General features: G+C 68.1%; 15 protein-coding genes and 1 pseudogene. 7 read left to right on the forward strand and 9 right to left on the reverse strand.

From position 1 onward, the window contains the following. Positions 1–362: 362 nt before the first annotated feature. From ACFYMM_RS38435 to ACFYMM_RS38445, 3 genes and pseudogenes are all read left to right on the forward strand, one after another. Positions 363–758 (forward strand): STAS domain-containing protein, encoded by a 396-nt coding sequence (locus tag ACFYMM_RS38435; RefSeq protein WP_388395911.1) that lies wholly within the window; start codon positions 363–365, stop codon positions 756–758. A gap of 150 nt (positions 759–908) precedes the next feature. Next, positions 909–1,358 carry a hypothetical protein gene (locus ACFYMM_RS38440; protein WP_388395914.1) on the forward strand — a complete coding sequence of 150 codons (450 nt, stop codon included), beginning with the start codon at positions 909–911 and terminating at the stop codon, positions 1,356–1,358. 103 nt (positions 1,359–1,461) lie between these two features. Continuing rightward, positions 1,462–1,695: pseudogene (locus tag ACFYMM_RS38445) on the forward strand (ANTAR domain-containing protein); the annotation flags it as partial. Positions 1,696–2,652: 957 nt separating this feature from the next. On the opposite strand, the gene ACFYMM_RS38450 reads toward ACFYMM_RS38445, so the two are convergent. Further along, a complete protein-coding gene (locus ACFYMM_RS38450) occupies positions 2,653–3,546 on the reverse strand; it encodes a helix-turn-helix transcriptional regulator (protein WP_388395917.1) in 894 nt (297 codons plus the stop codon). A gap of 32 nt (positions 3,547–3,578) precedes the next feature. Further along, positions 3,579–4,400: an SDR family oxidoreductase gene (locus ACFYMM_RS38455; protein ID WP_327579319.1), complete on the reverse strand. Its 822-nt coding sequence runs from the start codon at positions 4,398–4,400 to the stop codon at positions 3,579–3,581. 336 nt (positions 4,401–4,736) lie between these two features. On the opposite strand from ACFYMM_RS38455, the gene ACFYMM_RS38460 reads away from it, so the two are divergent. The 3 genes from ACFYMM_RS38460 to ACFYMM_RS38470 all read left to right on the forward strand — a co-directional run bounded on the left by ACFYMM_RS38460 (position 4,737) and on the right by ACFYMM_RS38470 (position 7,758). Continuing rightward, a complete protein-coding gene (locus tag ACFYMM_RS38460) occupies positions 4,737–6,125 on the forward strand; it encodes an IS1380 family transposase (RefSeq protein WP_388395920.1) in 1,389 nt (462 codons plus the stop codon). A gap of 244 nt (positions 6,126–6,369) precedes the next feature. Continuing rightward, a complete protein-coding gene (locus ACFYMM_RS38465) occupies positions 6,370–6,852 on the forward strand; it encodes an ATP-binding protein (protein WP_388396009.1) in 483 nt (160 codons plus the stop codon). A 645-nt stretch (positions 6,853–7,497) separates the two neighbouring features. Next, positions 7,498–7,758, forward strand: coding sequence for a hypothetical protein (locus ACFYMM_RS38470; protein ID WP_388395922.1), 261 nt, complete (start codon positions 7,498–7,500; stop codon positions 7,756–7,758). Between the two features lie 76 nt (positions 7,759–7,834). Here ACFYMM_RS38470 and ACFYMM_RS38475 read toward each other — a convergent pair whose 3' ends face one another. From ACFYMM_RS38475 to ACFYMM_RS38505, 7 genes are all read right to left on the reverse strand, one after another. Beyond that, complete coding sequence (locus ACFYMM_RS38475) at positions 7,835–8,248, reverse strand: VOC family protein (protein WP_388395925.1); 414 nt, start codon at positions 8,246–8,248, stop codon at positions 7,835–7,837. Beyond that, positions 8,245–8,829, reverse strand: a complete 585-nt coding sequence (locus tag ACFYMM_RS38480) for a dihydrofolate reductase family protein (protein WP_388395927.1) — start codon at positions 8,827–8,829, stop codon at positions 8,245–8,247. Before ACFYMM_RS38480 ends, ACFYMM_RS38475 begins: the two co-directional genes overlap by 4 nt. A 523-nt stretch (positions 8,830–9,352) precedes the next feature. Continuing rightward, positions 9,353–10,012: a hypothetical protein gene (locus tag ACFYMM_RS38485; protein ID WP_388395930.1), complete on the reverse strand. Its 660-nt coding sequence runs from the start codon at positions 10,010–10,012 to the stop codon at positions 9,353–9,355. Positions 10,013–10,358: 346 nt separating this feature from the next. Further along, positions 10,359–11,918: a carboxylesterase/lipase family protein gene (locus tag ACFYMM_RS38490; protein WP_388395933.1), complete on the reverse strand. Its 1,560-nt coding sequence runs from the start codon at positions 11,916–11,918 to the stop codon at positions 10,359–10,361. A gap of 21 nt (positions 11,919–11,939) precedes the next feature. Continuing rightward, positions 11,940–12,578 carry a GPP34 family phosphoprotein gene (locus ACFYMM_RS38495; protein WP_388395936.1) on the reverse strand — a complete coding sequence of 213 codons (639 nt, stop codon included), beginning with the start codon at positions 12,576–12,578 and terminating at the stop codon, positions 11,940–11,942. 115 nt (positions 12,579–12,693) lie between these two features. Continuing rightward, a complete protein-coding gene (locus ACFYMM_RS38500) occupies positions 12,694–13,353 on the reverse strand; it encodes a response regulator (RefSeq protein WP_388395937.1) in 660 nt (219 codons plus the stop codon). After that, positions 13,350–14,519, reverse strand: a complete 1,170-nt coding sequence (locus tag ACFYMM_RS38505) for a sensor histidine kinase (RefSeq protein WP_388395939.1) — start codon at positions 14,517–14,519, stop codon at positions 13,350–13,352. Before ACFYMM_RS38505 ends, ACFYMM_RS38500 begins: the two co-directional genes overlap by 4 nt. A gap of 162 nt (positions 14,520–14,681) precedes the next feature. Between ACFYMM_RS38505 and ACFYMM_RS38510 the strand changes: the two genes are divergently transcribed. Beyond that, positions 14,682–15,488, forward strand: coding sequence for a hypothetical protein (locus tag ACFYMM_RS38510; protein ID WP_388395941.1), 807 nt, complete (start codon positions 14,682–14,684; stop codon positions 15,486–15,488). The last annotated feature ends 63 nt before the right edge of the window (positions 15,489–15,551 follow it).

Consider the following 15,551-nt stretch of genomic DNA (forward strand, 5'->3'; position numbering starts at 1 on the left):
GGGTGCGTCGCGTACCCCCTCAGCCACCGCGGATGCCCTGGCTCCGCTGGATGGGTGACGGAGCGACCAGGCGGGATGACCGTCACATCCTTGGTCGTCTTCACGCTGGTGCTACTGCTCTAATTCTGCGGAGATGGCGGATTTCGTGCTGGTGCGTCGCCGTGCTCTCGGTGCACGGCGTCGGCTTCACCAGGGTTGCACTGAGAAGTCATCCGCTTATCGATCGGCGGGCCAAGGAGCATGACGTTGGTTGAGGTGAAGGTGTGGTTGGGCGAGATGCCCGTCGGCGGGGATATTTAGGGCAAGCACAACTTCACGGGTGCGACCTGCGTGCCGTGGAGAATGAGGGGGAGGGCGTCTGAATGTCCAGTGTCCCTTCGGCCACAAATACCTATGTCGAACCGCTGCCTGGTGGCTTCCTTCAGTGGCGACATGCATTACCTGACTGGACCGATGTTTCGAACCGAGTTCTTGAACCTCACATCGATTCCGGCGAGCGGTTCATCGTGCTGGACCTCGCCGGTGTCCCATTCTGTGATCCAGCCGGCCTGAACGCGGCTCTGGCGCCCCGTCGGCACGCGCATGAGCCCGGCGCGAGGTTGGCGCTGGCCAGGGCACAGGGGCAGCTACGACAGCTACTGAAGCTCACCGGCGCCGATAGGACTCTTGACGTCTACGACGCCGCGCAAGATGCCGTGACGAACCTTGCAAGCCACTGCGGCGACAATTCTCGGAATGAGAGAAATATCGGTCCCTAAAACAAGGATTGCGTCACCCAGATGACTGATCAATTCTACATATTATTGACCTTACACCCCAGCTCATAGCATTTTCGAACACATAGGCGGGGCTGACGGTCCTTCGGTCGGGTAAGCGCCTACTCACCGGCATCGAGGAAAGGGGAAGCCATGTCCGTAGAACCCGAACGTGCCGAAGCGAGTCCTGCTGCGGAACACGTTGCCGAAGCGGTGATCACGTTGTGGCAGCAGGCTCATGAGGACGTCGCCCCCACGGTTTCCGAGGAACAGATGCGAGTTCTGCTCGCCCTGGGCAGCGAGCCAACCGATCCTGACCAGATTGCCCGGGACCTGTGCGTCAGCGCCTCATGGGCGACCCGGTTGCTTGACCGCTTGGGCCAGCGCACGCTGGTCCGGCGCCTCCCCTCCGGCGAGTTCTCCCTCACTGGCGCCGGAAAGTGCGTGCTCGAAGCGACACGTCAGCGCCGTCGTCAACTTCTGGAACAGACGCTGGTGACGGCCGCACCACCAGACCGCCCTGTATTGCGGGACACGTTCAACCAGCTGTACGGGGTTGTGAGCCCTTTGGCGCGGGTGCCTCGAAGCCGCTCGCCGCTCTAATCGTTGTTCTTAGGGCCGGGGCGCCCGTCCCGAACGGATCTTCCCGATCCGGGGTGCTCTTGGCCTGTAGTGTCCGCGACACCCGCCTTGGCGGCGGCCTTGAGACATCGAGACCACGGGCCGGCTGCTGGCCTCCCACGCCCGCACCGTCGACCAGCTCGAGCACGCCCTTACGACCCGGCACGCCATCGGCGAAGCCACGGGCATCCTCATGGAACGCCACCACCTGAACGACCACGACGTCTTCCACGTGCTGCGCCGCACCGGCCAGCACCACAACGTCAAACTGCGCGAGGCCGCCCAGCGGTTCACGACCGGACCCACCGACCCCGCCTGACAACCGGCCCTTCGCCGCGCCGTGCGCGCTTCCACCCGAGGCAGCCGGGTGCGGCACACAGGTGGGATGGGCGGGGTGCGGGGCGGGCAGGCGACGGGGGGGTACGCCCGCCCGCCCCGCGTGCACAGGCCCGTACGGGGGGAACGGGCCTTGCCGGAGCCAGCATGACCAGCCCGTGAATCACAGCGTCTCACAGACCACAAACGTCACATCGCATGAGGCCACCAAGGGCGCGCGCCGCAACGTGCCCGACCGCAGCCCGGACGGTAATGATCACTCCCCCGCAGCAGCAGAAAGCCCGCCCCCGTCAGGCGGAACAACCGATCGACCGCCGGAGCCACCGGTCCCGACACAGCAGAACGCACGTGCGCGTCCAGAGAATGGCTGCGGGCTGCGAGCAGGACGTTCAGCCTGGCACCGCCACAGAAACCGACCCGGCGGAAATCCGCCTCCACCCACCGGACGCCACCAAGGATTGCGGCCCCCAATGCGTCCCCAAGGCGGGCCGCGGTCAGATAGTCCACCTCGCCCACCGCCGACACCCACCGTCCGGCCTGCGACGCATTGCTCGAGGCCGGCCCCGGCCCTGTACGGGGGTGACGGAAGCCACTCGTCGGCGTGATGCCCGGCGGCACGGGTACACGTCGGGCGAACAAGCCGCACACGAACGTCTGAACCCGGATCCACCGGCTTGATGCCGGTGGATGGTTCACCAAGAAACGAAGAAGTGCCTTGCGATTTGCGATGATGGAGTTTTTCTAGGACCACATCAGGCAGGATCGACAAGGCACTTCCGAGATGCGATCTTCCCACGCCGCGGCGGCGGTCTCATCCGCGTTCGTTGACCCGAACCTGATCGCGTACGGCGGGCTGGAGCCGGTGGTGCGGCTGGCCGAGCGGTGCGGTCTGCCCAAGCTGGCCGGGAAAATGGACCCTAGTACGGCTGAAGGGGTTGGACTATCCGTTGTGTGCTTCGAGCTCGGTCGCCAGCGTCTGTTGGGTGGCCGCCCACGACGCCAAGAGCGCCAAATTGTCAGCGGTCGGTGTGCCCGCGGGTGCGGTGTAGATGTTGAGGTGCAGGCCGGGTTCGGCGGGCAGTTCCAGGGACTCGACGTCCAAGTCGAGCTGGCCCACGGCCGGATGGTGCATACGCTTACGGCCGGACCGGTGCAGCCTCACGTCCTGAGATGCCCACCGCTGCCGAAATAGCTCACTGCACGTTGACAGTTCGCCGACCAGGGCGATCAGCTCCTCGTCGTGCGGATTGCGGCCGGCTTCCATGCGCAGCTTCGCAGCCACGGCACCGGCGACTTGGTCGTAATCGACAAAAAAATCTCTGGCCGCCTCGGGCTTCAGATAGACGAACCGCGCTGTGTTCGCAGGCCGTCGCGAATCGGCCAGCACCGGTGAATACAGCGCGCGAGCGAGTTGATTCATGGCGAGCACGTCATAACGGCCGTTACCGATCCAGGCCGGCGCATCGGAGATGGCGTCGAGCACCTGCTGCAGCGTCGAGCGCACCGCCACGGCAGGCATGCGCCGGCGTGGGCTGCGGGGCGCCCTCGATTGGCGCGCGAGGTGGAACAGGTGGTCGCGCTCGGCCTCGTCGAGTTGCAGGGCAGAGGCCAACGCGTCGAGCACGCCGTCGGAGGCACCGGCGAGGCTGCCGCGCTCCATGCGCACGTAGTAGTCGACCGATACCCCCGCGAGCAGCGCGACCTCCTCGCGGCGCAGACCTTTGACCCGGCGGTTGCCGCCGTAAGCGGGCAGGCCCGCCTGCTCGGGTGCGATGCGGGCGCGACGCGAGCTGAGAAACTCCCGGATCTCGGTGCGTGGATCCATCGTGGCCATCCCCCTACCATAGGCCCGTTCAGCCGTACTAATCAGTGGCCCATGACGGGGGGAGTACCCGTTGCAGTCGTCGCGGTGCCGCCATCTACCGGGATGATGGCGCCCGTGAGGTAGGACCCAGCCCGGCTGGCGAGAAACACAGCGGCACCCGCCATGTCGTCGTCGCGGCCGAGCCGGCGCAGTGGGGCCGCCGCCGCGATCTTGTCGCCGATGGCATCGAGCGTGGCCCCCATCATCTGAGACGGGAAGACTCCCGGTGCTACCGCGTTCACCGTGACGTGCTGTGGACCCAGCTCCCGGGCAAGCACTCTGGTGAGCTGATGGAGAGCCGCTTTGCTGCTGGCGTACGAGTAGGTGGGCGCCTGGGCGACGTGGATGGCGGCGATACTGCCGATGTTGATGATCCGTGCCGGGTCATCGGCGGTTCCCGCCCTGCGAAGTGCGGGAAGCAGTGCCTGCACCAGCCAGAACGGCGACTTGAGGTTGAGGTCGAGCACTGCATCCCAGGCCTCGTCCGGGAACGTCTCCAGCGGCTCGCTACGCATCGCTCCCGCGTTGTTGACGAGGATGTCCAGGCGTTCCGAGTCGGCCATGACGAGATCAGCGAGGCGCTGGCACTCGTCGTGCCTGGACAGGTCGGCGGGAATTGCTTGGACGTCGCCGAATTCGGATAGCAGCTGCTGTGCTTCCGCGCACGTGTCCGCATTACGTGAGCTGATGACGACGCGGGCGCCCGCCTGGAGAAGGCCGCGCGCAATCATCATCCCAATGCCCTTGGTGCCGCCAGTGACAAGTGCGTACTTCCCGCTCAGATCGAAAAGTTCCGTGTGAGTGGTGAATTGGTTGTCCGTCATTGGTGTCCGTTCCTTCTGTCGTGTCAGAACGCGCCGACACGGTCACGCATTCGGGGCGGCAGCTGAATTGAGCTGATGGAGGTAAAGCTGCAGTGCGTGTCCATGGAGTGCTGTCGGCGCTTTCGACTAACGCCAGGTTGACAGGCGTTGTGGACATCTGGGAGACCCTGGTGATACAGGTACTGTCAGAACCCCCCTTCCTGGTGCGCTGAGTCCGGATCACCCCGGCTTGATGCCGGTGGATGGTTCACCAAGAAACGAAGAAGTGCCTTGCGATTTGCGATGATGGGGTTTTTCTAGGACCACATCAGGCAGGATCGACAAGGCACTTCCGAGATGCGATCTTCCCATGCCGCGGCGGCGGTCTCATCCGCGTTCGATGACCCGAACCTGATCGCGTACGGCGGGCTGGAGCCGGTGGTGCGGCTGGCCGAGCGGTGCGGTCTGCCCAAGCTGGCCGGCGAGCACGTCCGGCTGCCCGCCTCGAAGGACGGCACCGGCGCCTTCCCAGCGGCGAAACTGATGTCGTTGGTGGGCGGCATGGCCGCGGGCGCCGACAGCATCGACGACATGGACCGGCTGCGGCACGGTGCGATGGGCCGCCTGTTCTCCGGAGTGCGGGCCCCGTCCACGCTGGGGTCGTTCCTGCGCTCCTTCACCCACGGGCATGTGAAACAACTGCACGCCGTGGCCCGCCGGTTCCTGCACGAACTGGCCCGTCACACCCCGCTGCTGCCCGGCGCGGACCAGGCCGCATACGTGGACATCGACGACACCATCCGCCGCACCCACGGCTACGCCAAACAGGGCGCCGGCTACGGATACAGCAAGGTCAAGGGCCTGAATGCACTGCTCGGCGTCGTCTCCACACCCCTGTCCGCCCCCGTGATCGCCGCCACCAGGCTGCGCAAGGGACCCTCGAACTCCGCGCGCGGGGCGGCAGCGTTCGTCGCTGAGACCATCCGCACCGCACGCGCCTGCGGCGCCAACGGCCTGCTGGTGCTGCGGGCGGACTCCGCGTTCTACGGCGCCGACGTCATCAACGCCTGCCGGGCCCTGGGTGCCCGCTTCTCCATCACCATGCGGATGAACGCCTCCGTCAAAGCCACCATCGCCCGCATCGACGAAGACGCCTGGACACCGATCAAATATCCCCAAGCGGTCTGGGACGAGGAGGGCCAGTGCTGGATCTCCGACGCCGAGATAGCCGAGATCCGCTACACCGCTTTCACTTCCAAGCCGAAGAAGCAGCAGGTCACCGCCCGACTGATCGCGCGCCGCGTCAAGCGCCTGAGCGCCGGTACCGTCCCCGCCGGGCAGGGCACGCTCTTCGATACCTGGCGCTACCACGCCGCGTTCACCGACTCCCCGCTCGCCTTGAGGGATGCCGAGCGTGATCACCGCTGGCACGCTGTCGTCGAGCAGGTGATCGCCGATGTCAAGAACAGCGGCTTCGCCCACGCGCCGTCCGGTCATTTCCAGGCCAACGCCGCGTGGCTCGCCCTGGCGGCCCTGGCACACAACCTGACCCGCGCCGCCGGCGCCCTGGCCTCCGCGTTCCATGCCAGGGCGACCACCGCCACCATCCGTGACCGCCTGATCAACGTGCCCGCCCGCCTGGCCCGCTCCGCCCGCCGCCTCACCCTGCACCTGCCCGAGCGCTGGCCCTGGAGCGAGGACTTCACCCAACTGTTCAGCACGGTGCATGCACCGCCGGCCCTCTGACGCTCCCTGACCGACCTGCCCGAAAGGGCCCGAGACCTGTGGACAGAGTGGAAGAGCTGGGCAGACCAGCGGCCACCCCATGCCCGAATCCGCAACTCAGCCCCAACACGGCCTGCACGACCCCGAAACGATCAACCGGGAATCAAGCCGGTGGATCCGGGCTGAATAACAACGAAAGAGCCCACATGGTCAGCCCGCTTAGGAAGCAGGCGGCAGACGATCAGGGCAGCGGTGAGCCCCCCCCCTGTGCTACAGCGCCGCGTGGACCAACAGCGCCGCCCGCCCCCAAGACGCGCGCCGAGCCCTACGCGCCTTCCTCGTCCACGTCCCGCGCACCGGCCGCGCCCTCCTGCCCCAACACGTCGTCCTGGACGCCGAACTCATCGTCAGCGAACTCATCACCAACCCCGTCCGGCACGCCCCCGGACCCTGCGGACGCACCCTGCGACTGTGCGGCAACGAGCTGGCCATCACTGTGTGGGACACCTCCACCGAAGAACCCGAGTTCAAAAGGCCGGACCCGCACCGCGTCGGCGGCCACGGACTCCCCCTGGTCCGCGCAGCCAGCAACAGAGTCTCCGTCACACGCCGCCCACCGGGAAAGCAGATCACCGCCCACCTGCTCCTCACGGACGACAACGCCGGCACCAGCACGATCCACCGGACCGTCCTACGCGCACCCCTCGCGCAGAAAAAACACCCCACGCGGACTGAACCCGGAAACTGAGGTTCCCCCTGCTGGCCGGACAGCCTGATACTGGGACGGATGGTCCCGGAGGAAGTAGTCACAGGTAGTGAGTAGCAAGAGCAACATGAGTAAGCGGTACACGGCCGAGTTCAAGCGGGACGCGGTCGCCTTGGCGTTGTCCTCGGAGAAGACGGGGGGCGCCCGCGACTACGGTGACGCCGGCACCATGCCCCGCGTCCACTCGGCCGGACGCTGGCTGGCCAACCCGGGCCGTTTCTTCCCCGGCTTCGGAAGAGATGCGAGCGAGGCCGAACTGGTCCACGCAGCCGTGGAGGAGGCCACCGCGTCCTCGGGTTGGTGCAAGGTCATCGGGGACTGGAGGCATGACGAACCCGCACTGCCGCTGGACATCCTCACCGCTGTCGTCCAGGCCGTGCACACGATCGGCGGCCGGGTCGCCGCGCACCAGCGAGGGCAGTCGCAACGCCGTCCTGGCTGGAGTCGACAGCCTGGAGCACGGCATGCACCTGGACCCGAGCCTGATCGATCGGATGGCGGACCAAGGCACCGCGTTCGTCCCCACGCTCAGCGTCTTCGGCTCCGGAGCCGACCAGCCGGCGGGCCACCGAACCGAGCGCCCGCCGGGACTGGTGGCTGGCCGGATGGGAAGCAATGCTGCCCCACGTGAGGGCCGCACACGAGGCCGGTGTCACCATCCTGGCCGGCACCGTCATCTCGGAGATTGAATGGCTGGTCCGTGCGGGCCTGTCGCGCGAAGCGGCGCTGGGCGCGGCCTCCTGGTCGGCCCGCTCCTACCTTGGCCTGCCCGGCCTGGTTGACCAAGCCCCCGCCGATCTCGTCGTCTACGACACCGACCCCACGCTCGACACCTCCGCCCTGGCCCACCCCAGCCGCATCATCCTCCGCGGCCGGGTCATAGCCTGAAGGCCAAGCGTCAATCCACAACTCTTGACAATGACTCGCCGAGGAGAAGCTACGTCACTCCGCAGACGGTGGCTGCTCAGGCGAAGTCTGCTGCGGTGATGCTGTCGGGATGTCCGGATGGCCACTCCACCAACTCGATCCGGTAACCGTCCGGGTCCGTGAGCCACGACGTCTTCGGGCCGTGGGGGCCGCCCGGGTACTGGACAGGTCCCGGCCTCAGGCCGGCTCCGGTCAGCGTCTCCAGGGTGGTGGCGAGCCTCTCCACCTGGATCGCGAGGTGGTCGAAACCGCTGCCCACGTCGACCGGTCCGTCGCCGGGGCGGTGGACCAGTTCGAGCGAGGCCGCCGGTTCGTCGGGGAACTTGAGGATCACGAGGCGAGCCCCATCGTCGTCCTCGACCCTGCCCAGCTCGGCGTAGCCCAAGGCAGTGTAGAAACCGAGCGAGCGGTCCAGGTCGGTGACGCGGTAGGAGACGAAGAGCGTCTTCACGCGGCCTCCTCGGCTCGATGCACCCGGTAGCGCAGATGCGTCACGTCTCGATCCTCGAGCCGTCGGACGAGGTCGAGTTCGATGTGCACACGACCCAGGTGGTCGAACAGCCGGCGCCCGTCCCCGAGGAGGACCGGAACCAGGTGGATCTCCATCTCGTCCACCTGCCCGGCTCGCAGAAGTGCCTGGGCCGCCCCCGCCCCGTGGACCATGACCGGCCGGTCCCCTGCGGCTGCGCGAGCCTGACGGGCGCAGTCCTCGACATCGGTGACGAAACGCGCGTGCCCGGGGGGCACGTCCCCGTCATCCACCTGGTGAGTGAGGACGAAGATCGGCACGCCGTCGTGGTGATCGCCCTGCCAGCGCCCGGCGAGTTCGAAGGTCCGACGGCCGGAGATCACCGCGCCGGTCGCCAGCGCTTCGCGGTAAACCTGGCCGCTCGGACCGTCGGACTCCCGGTCGTCGAGCCAGTTGAAGAGCCGTCCACCGTCGCGTCCGAGCTCCTGCCCTGGCCGATCGTCCGGGCCTGCGATACAGCCGTCTAGCGACATCGACATATACAGCCGAATCGGATTGTTCATCCTGGCCTCCATCTCTTCTCCATCACAACGGGACCGGCGATTCTTGATCCGCCGACGGGGCGGCCTTGTCACAAGGAAGACTTCAGGCAACCGGCAAACTCATCGGCCCGGCGCGCCGGCCTGCCGCCGGGCTGAGGGGGCAGGAGTCATGCCCCTGGATCACATGCGGTCGTTCAGGCCGCGTGGCTCTCGGAGCGTTCGAAGAGATGGCCGCGCTCGAAGCGGGCTCTGGCACGGACCCTGGGCGACGAAGTGGGGTGCGTCCACGGCCCGCCCTACGCTTCGAATCAAAGGCAGCCTTCTGGCGCCAATCGGATTCAGAGTCAGGGTGGCCCGCTTCAAGCACCAGTCGGGGGAGCAACTCCTCCACTGGTAGGGGAAGTACAACACCCAGATCGGGTTTGTGGTCCGCGGCTGGATCAGTGGGTCGATCGTTCGGAAAAGTACGCCCTTCGCGTCCAACCCGAGGCCGATCCCGCAGGGCTTGGGCATTGCTCCGTCTTCTGCTCGGGCGGTGTCAGGGTTACAAAGCCGGTGAGTCGGCTGGGGTAGGTCGTGTGGCGCTGCGGTAGGTGGAGATGCCCAGGGCCAGTATCCAGTAGCTGAAGATCGCGCCCATCAGGGCGGTGGTGCCCCAGCCGTTCGCCGCGTAGAAGTGCGCGGGAGTGTTGCCGAAGAAGAGAGAGGGCACGAAGGCCAGGTTGAGCCATGCCAGGGCGAAAGCAGAGCGGGCGGTCCAGTGCGGCAGCAGGTTCGTACGGGAGATCCCGTAGCCCACGGTGGTCAGGAACAGCGCGAGCATGAGGCGGCTGATCGACCCGTAGAGGATGTAGGTGCCGCTGACCGTAATGGTCGGGTCGATCGGGTGGTCGGCGGCGATGACCGCGCCGGCTTCCAGCCCGCTGGAGACCAGGGTGATCGTCGCGTAGACCAGTCCGGTGGCGAAGGCTAGCGTGCCGATCCATTCGTAGGTGGGGTTCGCCTCTTTGAGGAGTTCGCGGAAGGCCGTCACGAAGACGATCAGGAACGCCAGCGCGAGGATTCCGATGAGCAGCCTGGTGAGGACGTTCGAGTCCGGCGGGGGGCCGGAGTAGATGAAGTACAGGGGTACTTCGACGATGAAGGCGGCCGCAGTGGCGATGGCGGCAAGGCCCGTCAGGCGCCTGGCGGCGGTTTCGTTCATGGCTGTCCTCTCAGGGTCCGTGAGGAGGGTTTTTGCTTGGCTCGGCAATGTGAATTCTTCCGATCCCAGTGCTCCTCGGCGCTGGGTCTGGACACCGGACGGGGGCCCTAGCGACACCTCCTGCGGGGAAGGGATCGCCCAGGTGCTCACAGAGTGAGGGCGGCGGTTTCAGATCGCGTTCGCGGATCGATGCGGGGCGGATCGGTGTGGGCGTGGATGGCGGCGGTTGCGATGCCGGACGTTGTTTTACCCGTCGGGCGACATCGAGCTGGGCCGGCCCTGCAGGTGTGTGCTGTGAGGGTCCGCCGACTGAGCTGACGGGCCTTCACGGTGGTCGTCTCCGTGGTCACCCGAGGGTGTTCCAGAACGCGCAGTGGTGGCGGGGATACGCTGTGCCGGTGGGGGCGATGTGGTCCGGCGCCAGGGACAGCACCGTCCGGCGGGACCAGTGCGGCGACGACGGGTTGTTCGGGTCGCTGGTGCGGGCGAAGCGGGTCCAGTAGTCGATCATGGTGTCGGCCAGCCGGTACTGGGCCGTGGTCAGGTCGCGGGGGCGGCCGCCCAGGTCGAACAGGTAGGGCAGTTCGCTCGCGTGCGGTGCGCCGAGCGGGAACGGCGGCGTGCCCGGGGTGAGCGGCGGGGCGTGCTCGTCGGCGAACTCGTAGCGCCAGACGGGCACATGGGCGGCGAGCAGGCCGTCGGTGTGCGCCGTCGGGCAGGCGAAGTCGGCGTCGCCGATGACCGCGCCGAACACCGGGCCCGCATCGGTGCGGTGCACCGGGTACTCGTGGACGATCGCCTTCGCCTGTCCCGGGGAGGGGAAGAAGGCGGCCACGACGTCGGGCCAGGTGCCGGGAGCGACGCGATGGCCGGCCTGGATGATCCCGGCGGCCCAGCCATTCCCCTCGTCGTGGTTGTTGCCGATGAGCACGGGGACGTGGTGGAAGCGGCCGGCGGCGATTGCCGCCGCGGGGTCGGCTGGCAGCAACGCAGTGGCGTAGGCGGGGTGTTGGTCGCTGTCCTGCGCCGCGAGCAGACGGGATACGTCCACGCGCCGCAGGCAGGCCATCACGTCGCGGGCGGCGCCGCAGCCGACTTTCGCCAGGAGGCCCGCCCCCGCGGCGCGTGCCGTGGGCAGGGGGGCGGAGGACGGGGCGAACGGCCGGTCGGGGCTGCCTGTGCACGGGCCGCTCTCGATGATCGCCTGGTCGAAGAGCCCCGTGGCGGCGGGTGAGGCGAGTTGGGCGCAGACGCTGTAGCCGCCTGCGGACTCGCCGGCCAGCGTCACGTGGTGCGCGTCGCCGCCGAAAGCGCCGATCTCGGTGCGGACCCAGCGCAGCGCCGCCTGCTGGTCGGCCAGGCCGAAGGTGCCGGAGCCGGGCAGTCCGCTGTGCGCGAGGAAACCGAGGGCCCCGAGGCGGTAGTTGAGAGTGACGACCACGACGTCGCCGCGGGTGACCATGCGATGGGCGTCGTACGAACTGCCCGCTCCGGTGGTGAATCCGCCGCCGTGCAGCCACACGATCACCGGCCGGGGGCGTGCCGGTCGGGCGCCTTCGGGCGTCGTGACGTTCAGGTGGAGACAGTTCTCGTCGGTGCTGCCGCCGGGCACCTCGCCGGCCAACTGCGGGCAGGCACTCGCGGGCCGGGTCGCGTCCCGTACCCCGGACCAGGGCGCCGCGCGGTGGGGCGGCGCCCAGCGCAGTCTGCCGACCGGGGGCGCCGCGTAGGGAATGCCCTCGAAGGTGCGGTAGCCGTCGCGGGCGACGCCCCGCACCAGGCCGTCGTGGGTGCGTACCGTCGTGGCAGCGGCTTGCCGGGCGGGCTCTGTCGGTGGCGCCGCAGACCAGGCCGTGGCAAGCACGGCGGTCAGAGCGCAGCCCAGGGCGGTCGAAAGGCGGTGCATGCTCATCATCTCCCCATCCGGTCAGCTGCCGCCCATGCCGCCCTGCGCGGCGATCATGGTCATCGGCAGAGCGCGTACGGTTTTCTCCAGGCCGGGCGCGAGGGCGGCGAGACACTGCGTGCAGGCGTCGATACGGGCCCGGAAGGTCTTCTGGTCCTGCCGGGAGATGACCGAGCGGACGCCGCCCGCCGCGGCCAGCGCCAGCAGCGCGGCGTCGGCTGCGGGGATATCCTCCACGGGACCCTGTCCGTGCAGTGACGCGGACACGCGGGCGCGGAGTACGGCGGGCACGGTGTGGTCCGTCACAGTCAGCCGCCGTGTGCCGAAGGGGGCGCGGGGCGCTGTCACGGTGAGGAGTCCCGCCGCGGCGAGCTGGTCCTCCACCTCCGTCAGGGTCCGCTTGCGGTGGCGGCGCACGAGGCGCTTCCAGCCGTACCCGGCGACGGTGTCGCGCAGAACCCCGTCCAGGACAGGGTGTCCGGTCGGTTCCGTGCCGCACACGGTGACCGTCCCGCCGTCCTCCCGCAGCCGGCCGAGCAACGCGAGGTCGACCAAGGCAGCGGCACGTACCAGCAGCTCCATCCGGGAACGGTCATAAGGGCCTGCGGCCGAGTCGTCGTGGGCGAGCAGATACATGAGACAGGGCAGGTCGTCGATCACACCTCGACGCTACGGCCGGGCGCTCCAGCCAGGGATCGGCCCCGGGAACGGACCGGCACTGGGAACACAGGAGGACCGCGTCTCCGTCTCCTCCTTGAGGAGGAGACGGAGGCCGTCATGAGCGGCGCGGCTGCACGAGGTCGTGATCGTAGGCGGCGACGACGGCCTGGACGCGGTCGCGCAGGCCCAGCTTGCGCAGCACCGCAGTGACGTGGTTCTTGACGGTGGACTCCGACAGGCGCAGCCGTTCGGCGATCTCCGAGTTCGACAGCGCCTGCCCGATCAGGGTGAGCACCTCCACCTCACGGCCGGAGAGGTCCTTGAGGGAGGGCGGCGGCGCCGGATCGGGCGTGATGCGCAGGAACCGGTCGAGGACACGGCTCAGCACAGCCGGCGCCAGCAGCGCGTCGCCGCGCGCGGTGAGGCGGATCGCGTCGACGAGTTCGGCAGGGCGGATGTCCTTCAGAAGGAAGCCGCTGGCCCCGGCCCGCAGGGCGGCGACCACGTACGTGTCCACGTCCCAGGTGGTCAGCACGAGCACCCGGGCCCGGCTGCCGCACTCCGCGATCTGCCGGGTCGCCTCGATGCCGTCCACGACGGGCATGCGTACGTCCATCAGCACCACATCGGGCGCCAGTTCCCGCGTCAGCCGCACCGCTTCCCGGCCGTCGGACGCCTCACCGACCACCTCCAGGTCGTCCCGGGCGTCGATGATCATACGGAATCCGGTACGGACCAGGGCCTGGTCATCGGCCACCACCACACGCACCGTCATGACCCACGCTCCACCGGCAGCCGCGCAGCCACCTCGAACCCGCCTTGGGCCAGCGGACCGGCGCACAGACTGCCGCCCACCAGCCGTGCGCGCTCCTTCATCCCGACCAGACCGCTCCCCGCTCCCACCGCGGCCCAACTGCCCTTCGACGTATGCCCGTTGTCGACCACTATGACCTTCACCCACTCACCTTCGGCAGTCACGCGCACGCTCACCTCGTCGGCGCCGGCCGCGTGGCGCAAGGTGTTGGTGAAGGCCTCCTGGACGATGCGGTACGCCGCCAGGTCGACCGCGGCCGGCAGGCCCTCGGTGGTGCCCTCGCGGCGCACGTGCACGGTCATCCCAGTCGCCCGCACCGTGTCGGCCAGCTCCTCCAGACGCGCAAGCCGGGGCCCCAGACCCAGCTGCTCCCCCGGCCCGTCCTCCTCCGCATCTGGCCGGAACGCACGTAGCAGCAGTCGCAGTTCGCCGAGCGCGGAGCGGGCACCCGTCTCAATGGACTGCAGCGCCTGACGTGCCTGTTCAGGCCGTTCGATGAACACGTCATCGGCAGCGCCCGCCTGAATGACGATCACCGACAGCGTGTGCGCCACGACGTCGTGCACCTCGCGCGCGATCCGCACACGCTCCTCCACCACAGCGCGGCGCAACTCCGCCCCCGTCCGTGCCTGCTGCGTCCTGCGCCACTGCCCCGCGGTCCACGCCAGGACCACCGCCAGCAGGTAGACCGTCACACCAGGACCGCCGCCCACCCCGAACGCCAGCGGCGCCGGCAGACACATCGCCGCGAGCGCCCGCACCGACACCCTCCGCGGCCTGATCGCCGACAGCACGCACAACCCGACCTGCGCCGCGAGCAGCGCCCCCGTCAAGGTCACCGCGGGCAGCAGCGCCCACACCGCGAGCCCCGCCACCGCGTCCGCGGCCAGTACGGCGATCGGGGCGCGCGCCTGCCACCTCAGGACGCAGGCCTGCGCGAGAACCAAGACCACGGCCAGGGACAGCCGCCGGCCGTGCTCCGCGCCGGCGACGAGCACCGAGGTACCGAGGACCGCGAGCACCAGAGCGGCCGACCCCCACCACAGCGCCCGGGCAGCCCGGGAAGACAGCTCACCCTGCACTTCCCCGGCGAACGCTTCGCCCGGCTGCCTAATGCTGCGGTCCACACCCCGACCCTAATCGGCACGGGCCAGCGCCACGTACCTGGCTGTCTACCCAGGTGGAGATGGTTCCCGGGCACGGTGCAGACCTGTGGCCTCGCCCGCCGCCCGGGACCTGTCCCACCCACCCTCCCCTGGAAGCTGGAGAGCAAGCTTGAACCGATCGATGTGGAGCGTTTCCTGGATCACTGGCGTGGTGCCTATGCAGACGTCTTCGAGGTGATCCAGACCAGCGGGGATGTTGCCCTCAAGGCGCTCGCGCGGGAGGCTATGGCGCTTCCGCCGGCGAAGCGCTGCGACAAGGGCGATCACTCAGAGGGGGCGCGGGACGTCGCCATCTGGTTCTCCGTCCTGGAATTTTTGAAGGACAACCCCGACGAGCACATCTACTTCGTCACCAACAACACCTCTGACTTCGGGGACGGGACCGTCTACGAGTACCCGATGAACGAGGACGTCCGCGGCTTCGAACACCGACTGACGCGGTTGCAGGACTTCAAAGAGGTCGTCGCAACCTTCACCACCGAGGTATCCGGGGAGTCAGCCGCAACCGCTGCGGAGGAACTGCTGCGGTCCGAGGCCATGCGTGAACAGGTGGCGCAGACGGCGGTGGAGGCGCTGGACTCTGACGGGGGCTTCCCCGGTCTGGGAGCTTCTGATGCTGAGATCGTCTGGCGTAGTTGGCTGGCCGCCCCGGCTGTCGAGTTGCTCTCCGTCAAGAACGTCACCGGGCACAAGATCGACCAGCATGTCTGGTACACGGCCGATGTCGAGTGGCTGCTGTACGGAAGCGCAGTGAGTACTGACGGCGATAGTGCGCTGAGCGTGGCCTGCGTATGGCGCATGAAGATCCTCTTCTCGACGGACGAGAAGGATGAATCGCCGACGATCCTCTCTGGCGCCCCTGGCATGCCTGATACGGCTGACGACCGGTGCATGAACGGCGTACGGAGTCTCCGTCAGGCTGCTGAGTGAGCCTTCCCCTTGATCGTGGACACCTGGAGACTGGGATCTTGAGGTTCCAGAGGAAGTAGCACC

The organism is Streptomyces sp. NPDC006739, assembly GCF_042869815.1.
GTDB lineage: Bacteria > Actinomycetota > Actinomycetes > Streptomycetales > Streptomycetaceae > Streptomyces.

What these genes read in the sequence shown, in the direction of transcription:
- ACFYMM_RS38455 (WP_327579319.1), bottom strand. Translation starts at nt 4,400, where the DNA reads ATGACGGACAACCAATTCACCACTCACACGGAACTTTTCGATCTGAGC.
- ACFYMM_RS38435 (WP_388395911.1), top strand. Translation starts at nt 363, where the DNA reads ATGTCCAGTGTCCCTTCGGCCACAAATACCTATGTCGAACCGCTGCCT.
- ACFYMM_RS38440 (WP_388395914.1), top strand. Translation starts at nt 909, where the DNA reads ATGTCCGTAGAACCCGAACGTGCCGAAGCGAGTCCTGCTGCGGAACAC.
- ACFYMM_RS38500 (WP_388395937.1), bottom strand. Translation starts at nt 13,353, where the DNA reads ATGACGGTGCGTGTGGTGGTGGCCGATGACCAGGCCCTGGTCCGTACC.
- ACFYMM_RS38450 (WP_388395917.1), bottom strand. Translation starts at nt 3,546, where the DNA reads ATGGCCACGATGGATCCACGCACCGAGATCCGGGAGTTTCTCAGCTCG.
- ACFYMM_RS38485 (WP_388395930.1), bottom strand. Translation starts at nt 10,012, where the DNA reads ATGAACGAAACCGCCGCCAGGCGCCTGACGGGCCTTGCCGCCATCGCC.
- ACFYMM_RS38460 (WP_388395920.1), top strand. Translation starts at nt 4,737, where the DNA reads ATGCGATCTTCCCATGCCGCGGCGGCGGTCTCATCCGCGTTCGATGAC.
- ACFYMM_RS38490 (WP_388395933.1), bottom strand. Translation starts at nt 11,918, where the DNA reads ATGCACCGCCTTTCGACCGCCCTGGGCTGCGCTCTGACCGCCGTGCTT.
- ACFYMM_RS38480 (WP_388395927.1), bottom strand. Translation starts at nt 8,829, where the DNA reads ATGAACAATCCGATTCGGCTGTATATGTCGATGTCGCTAGACGGCTGT.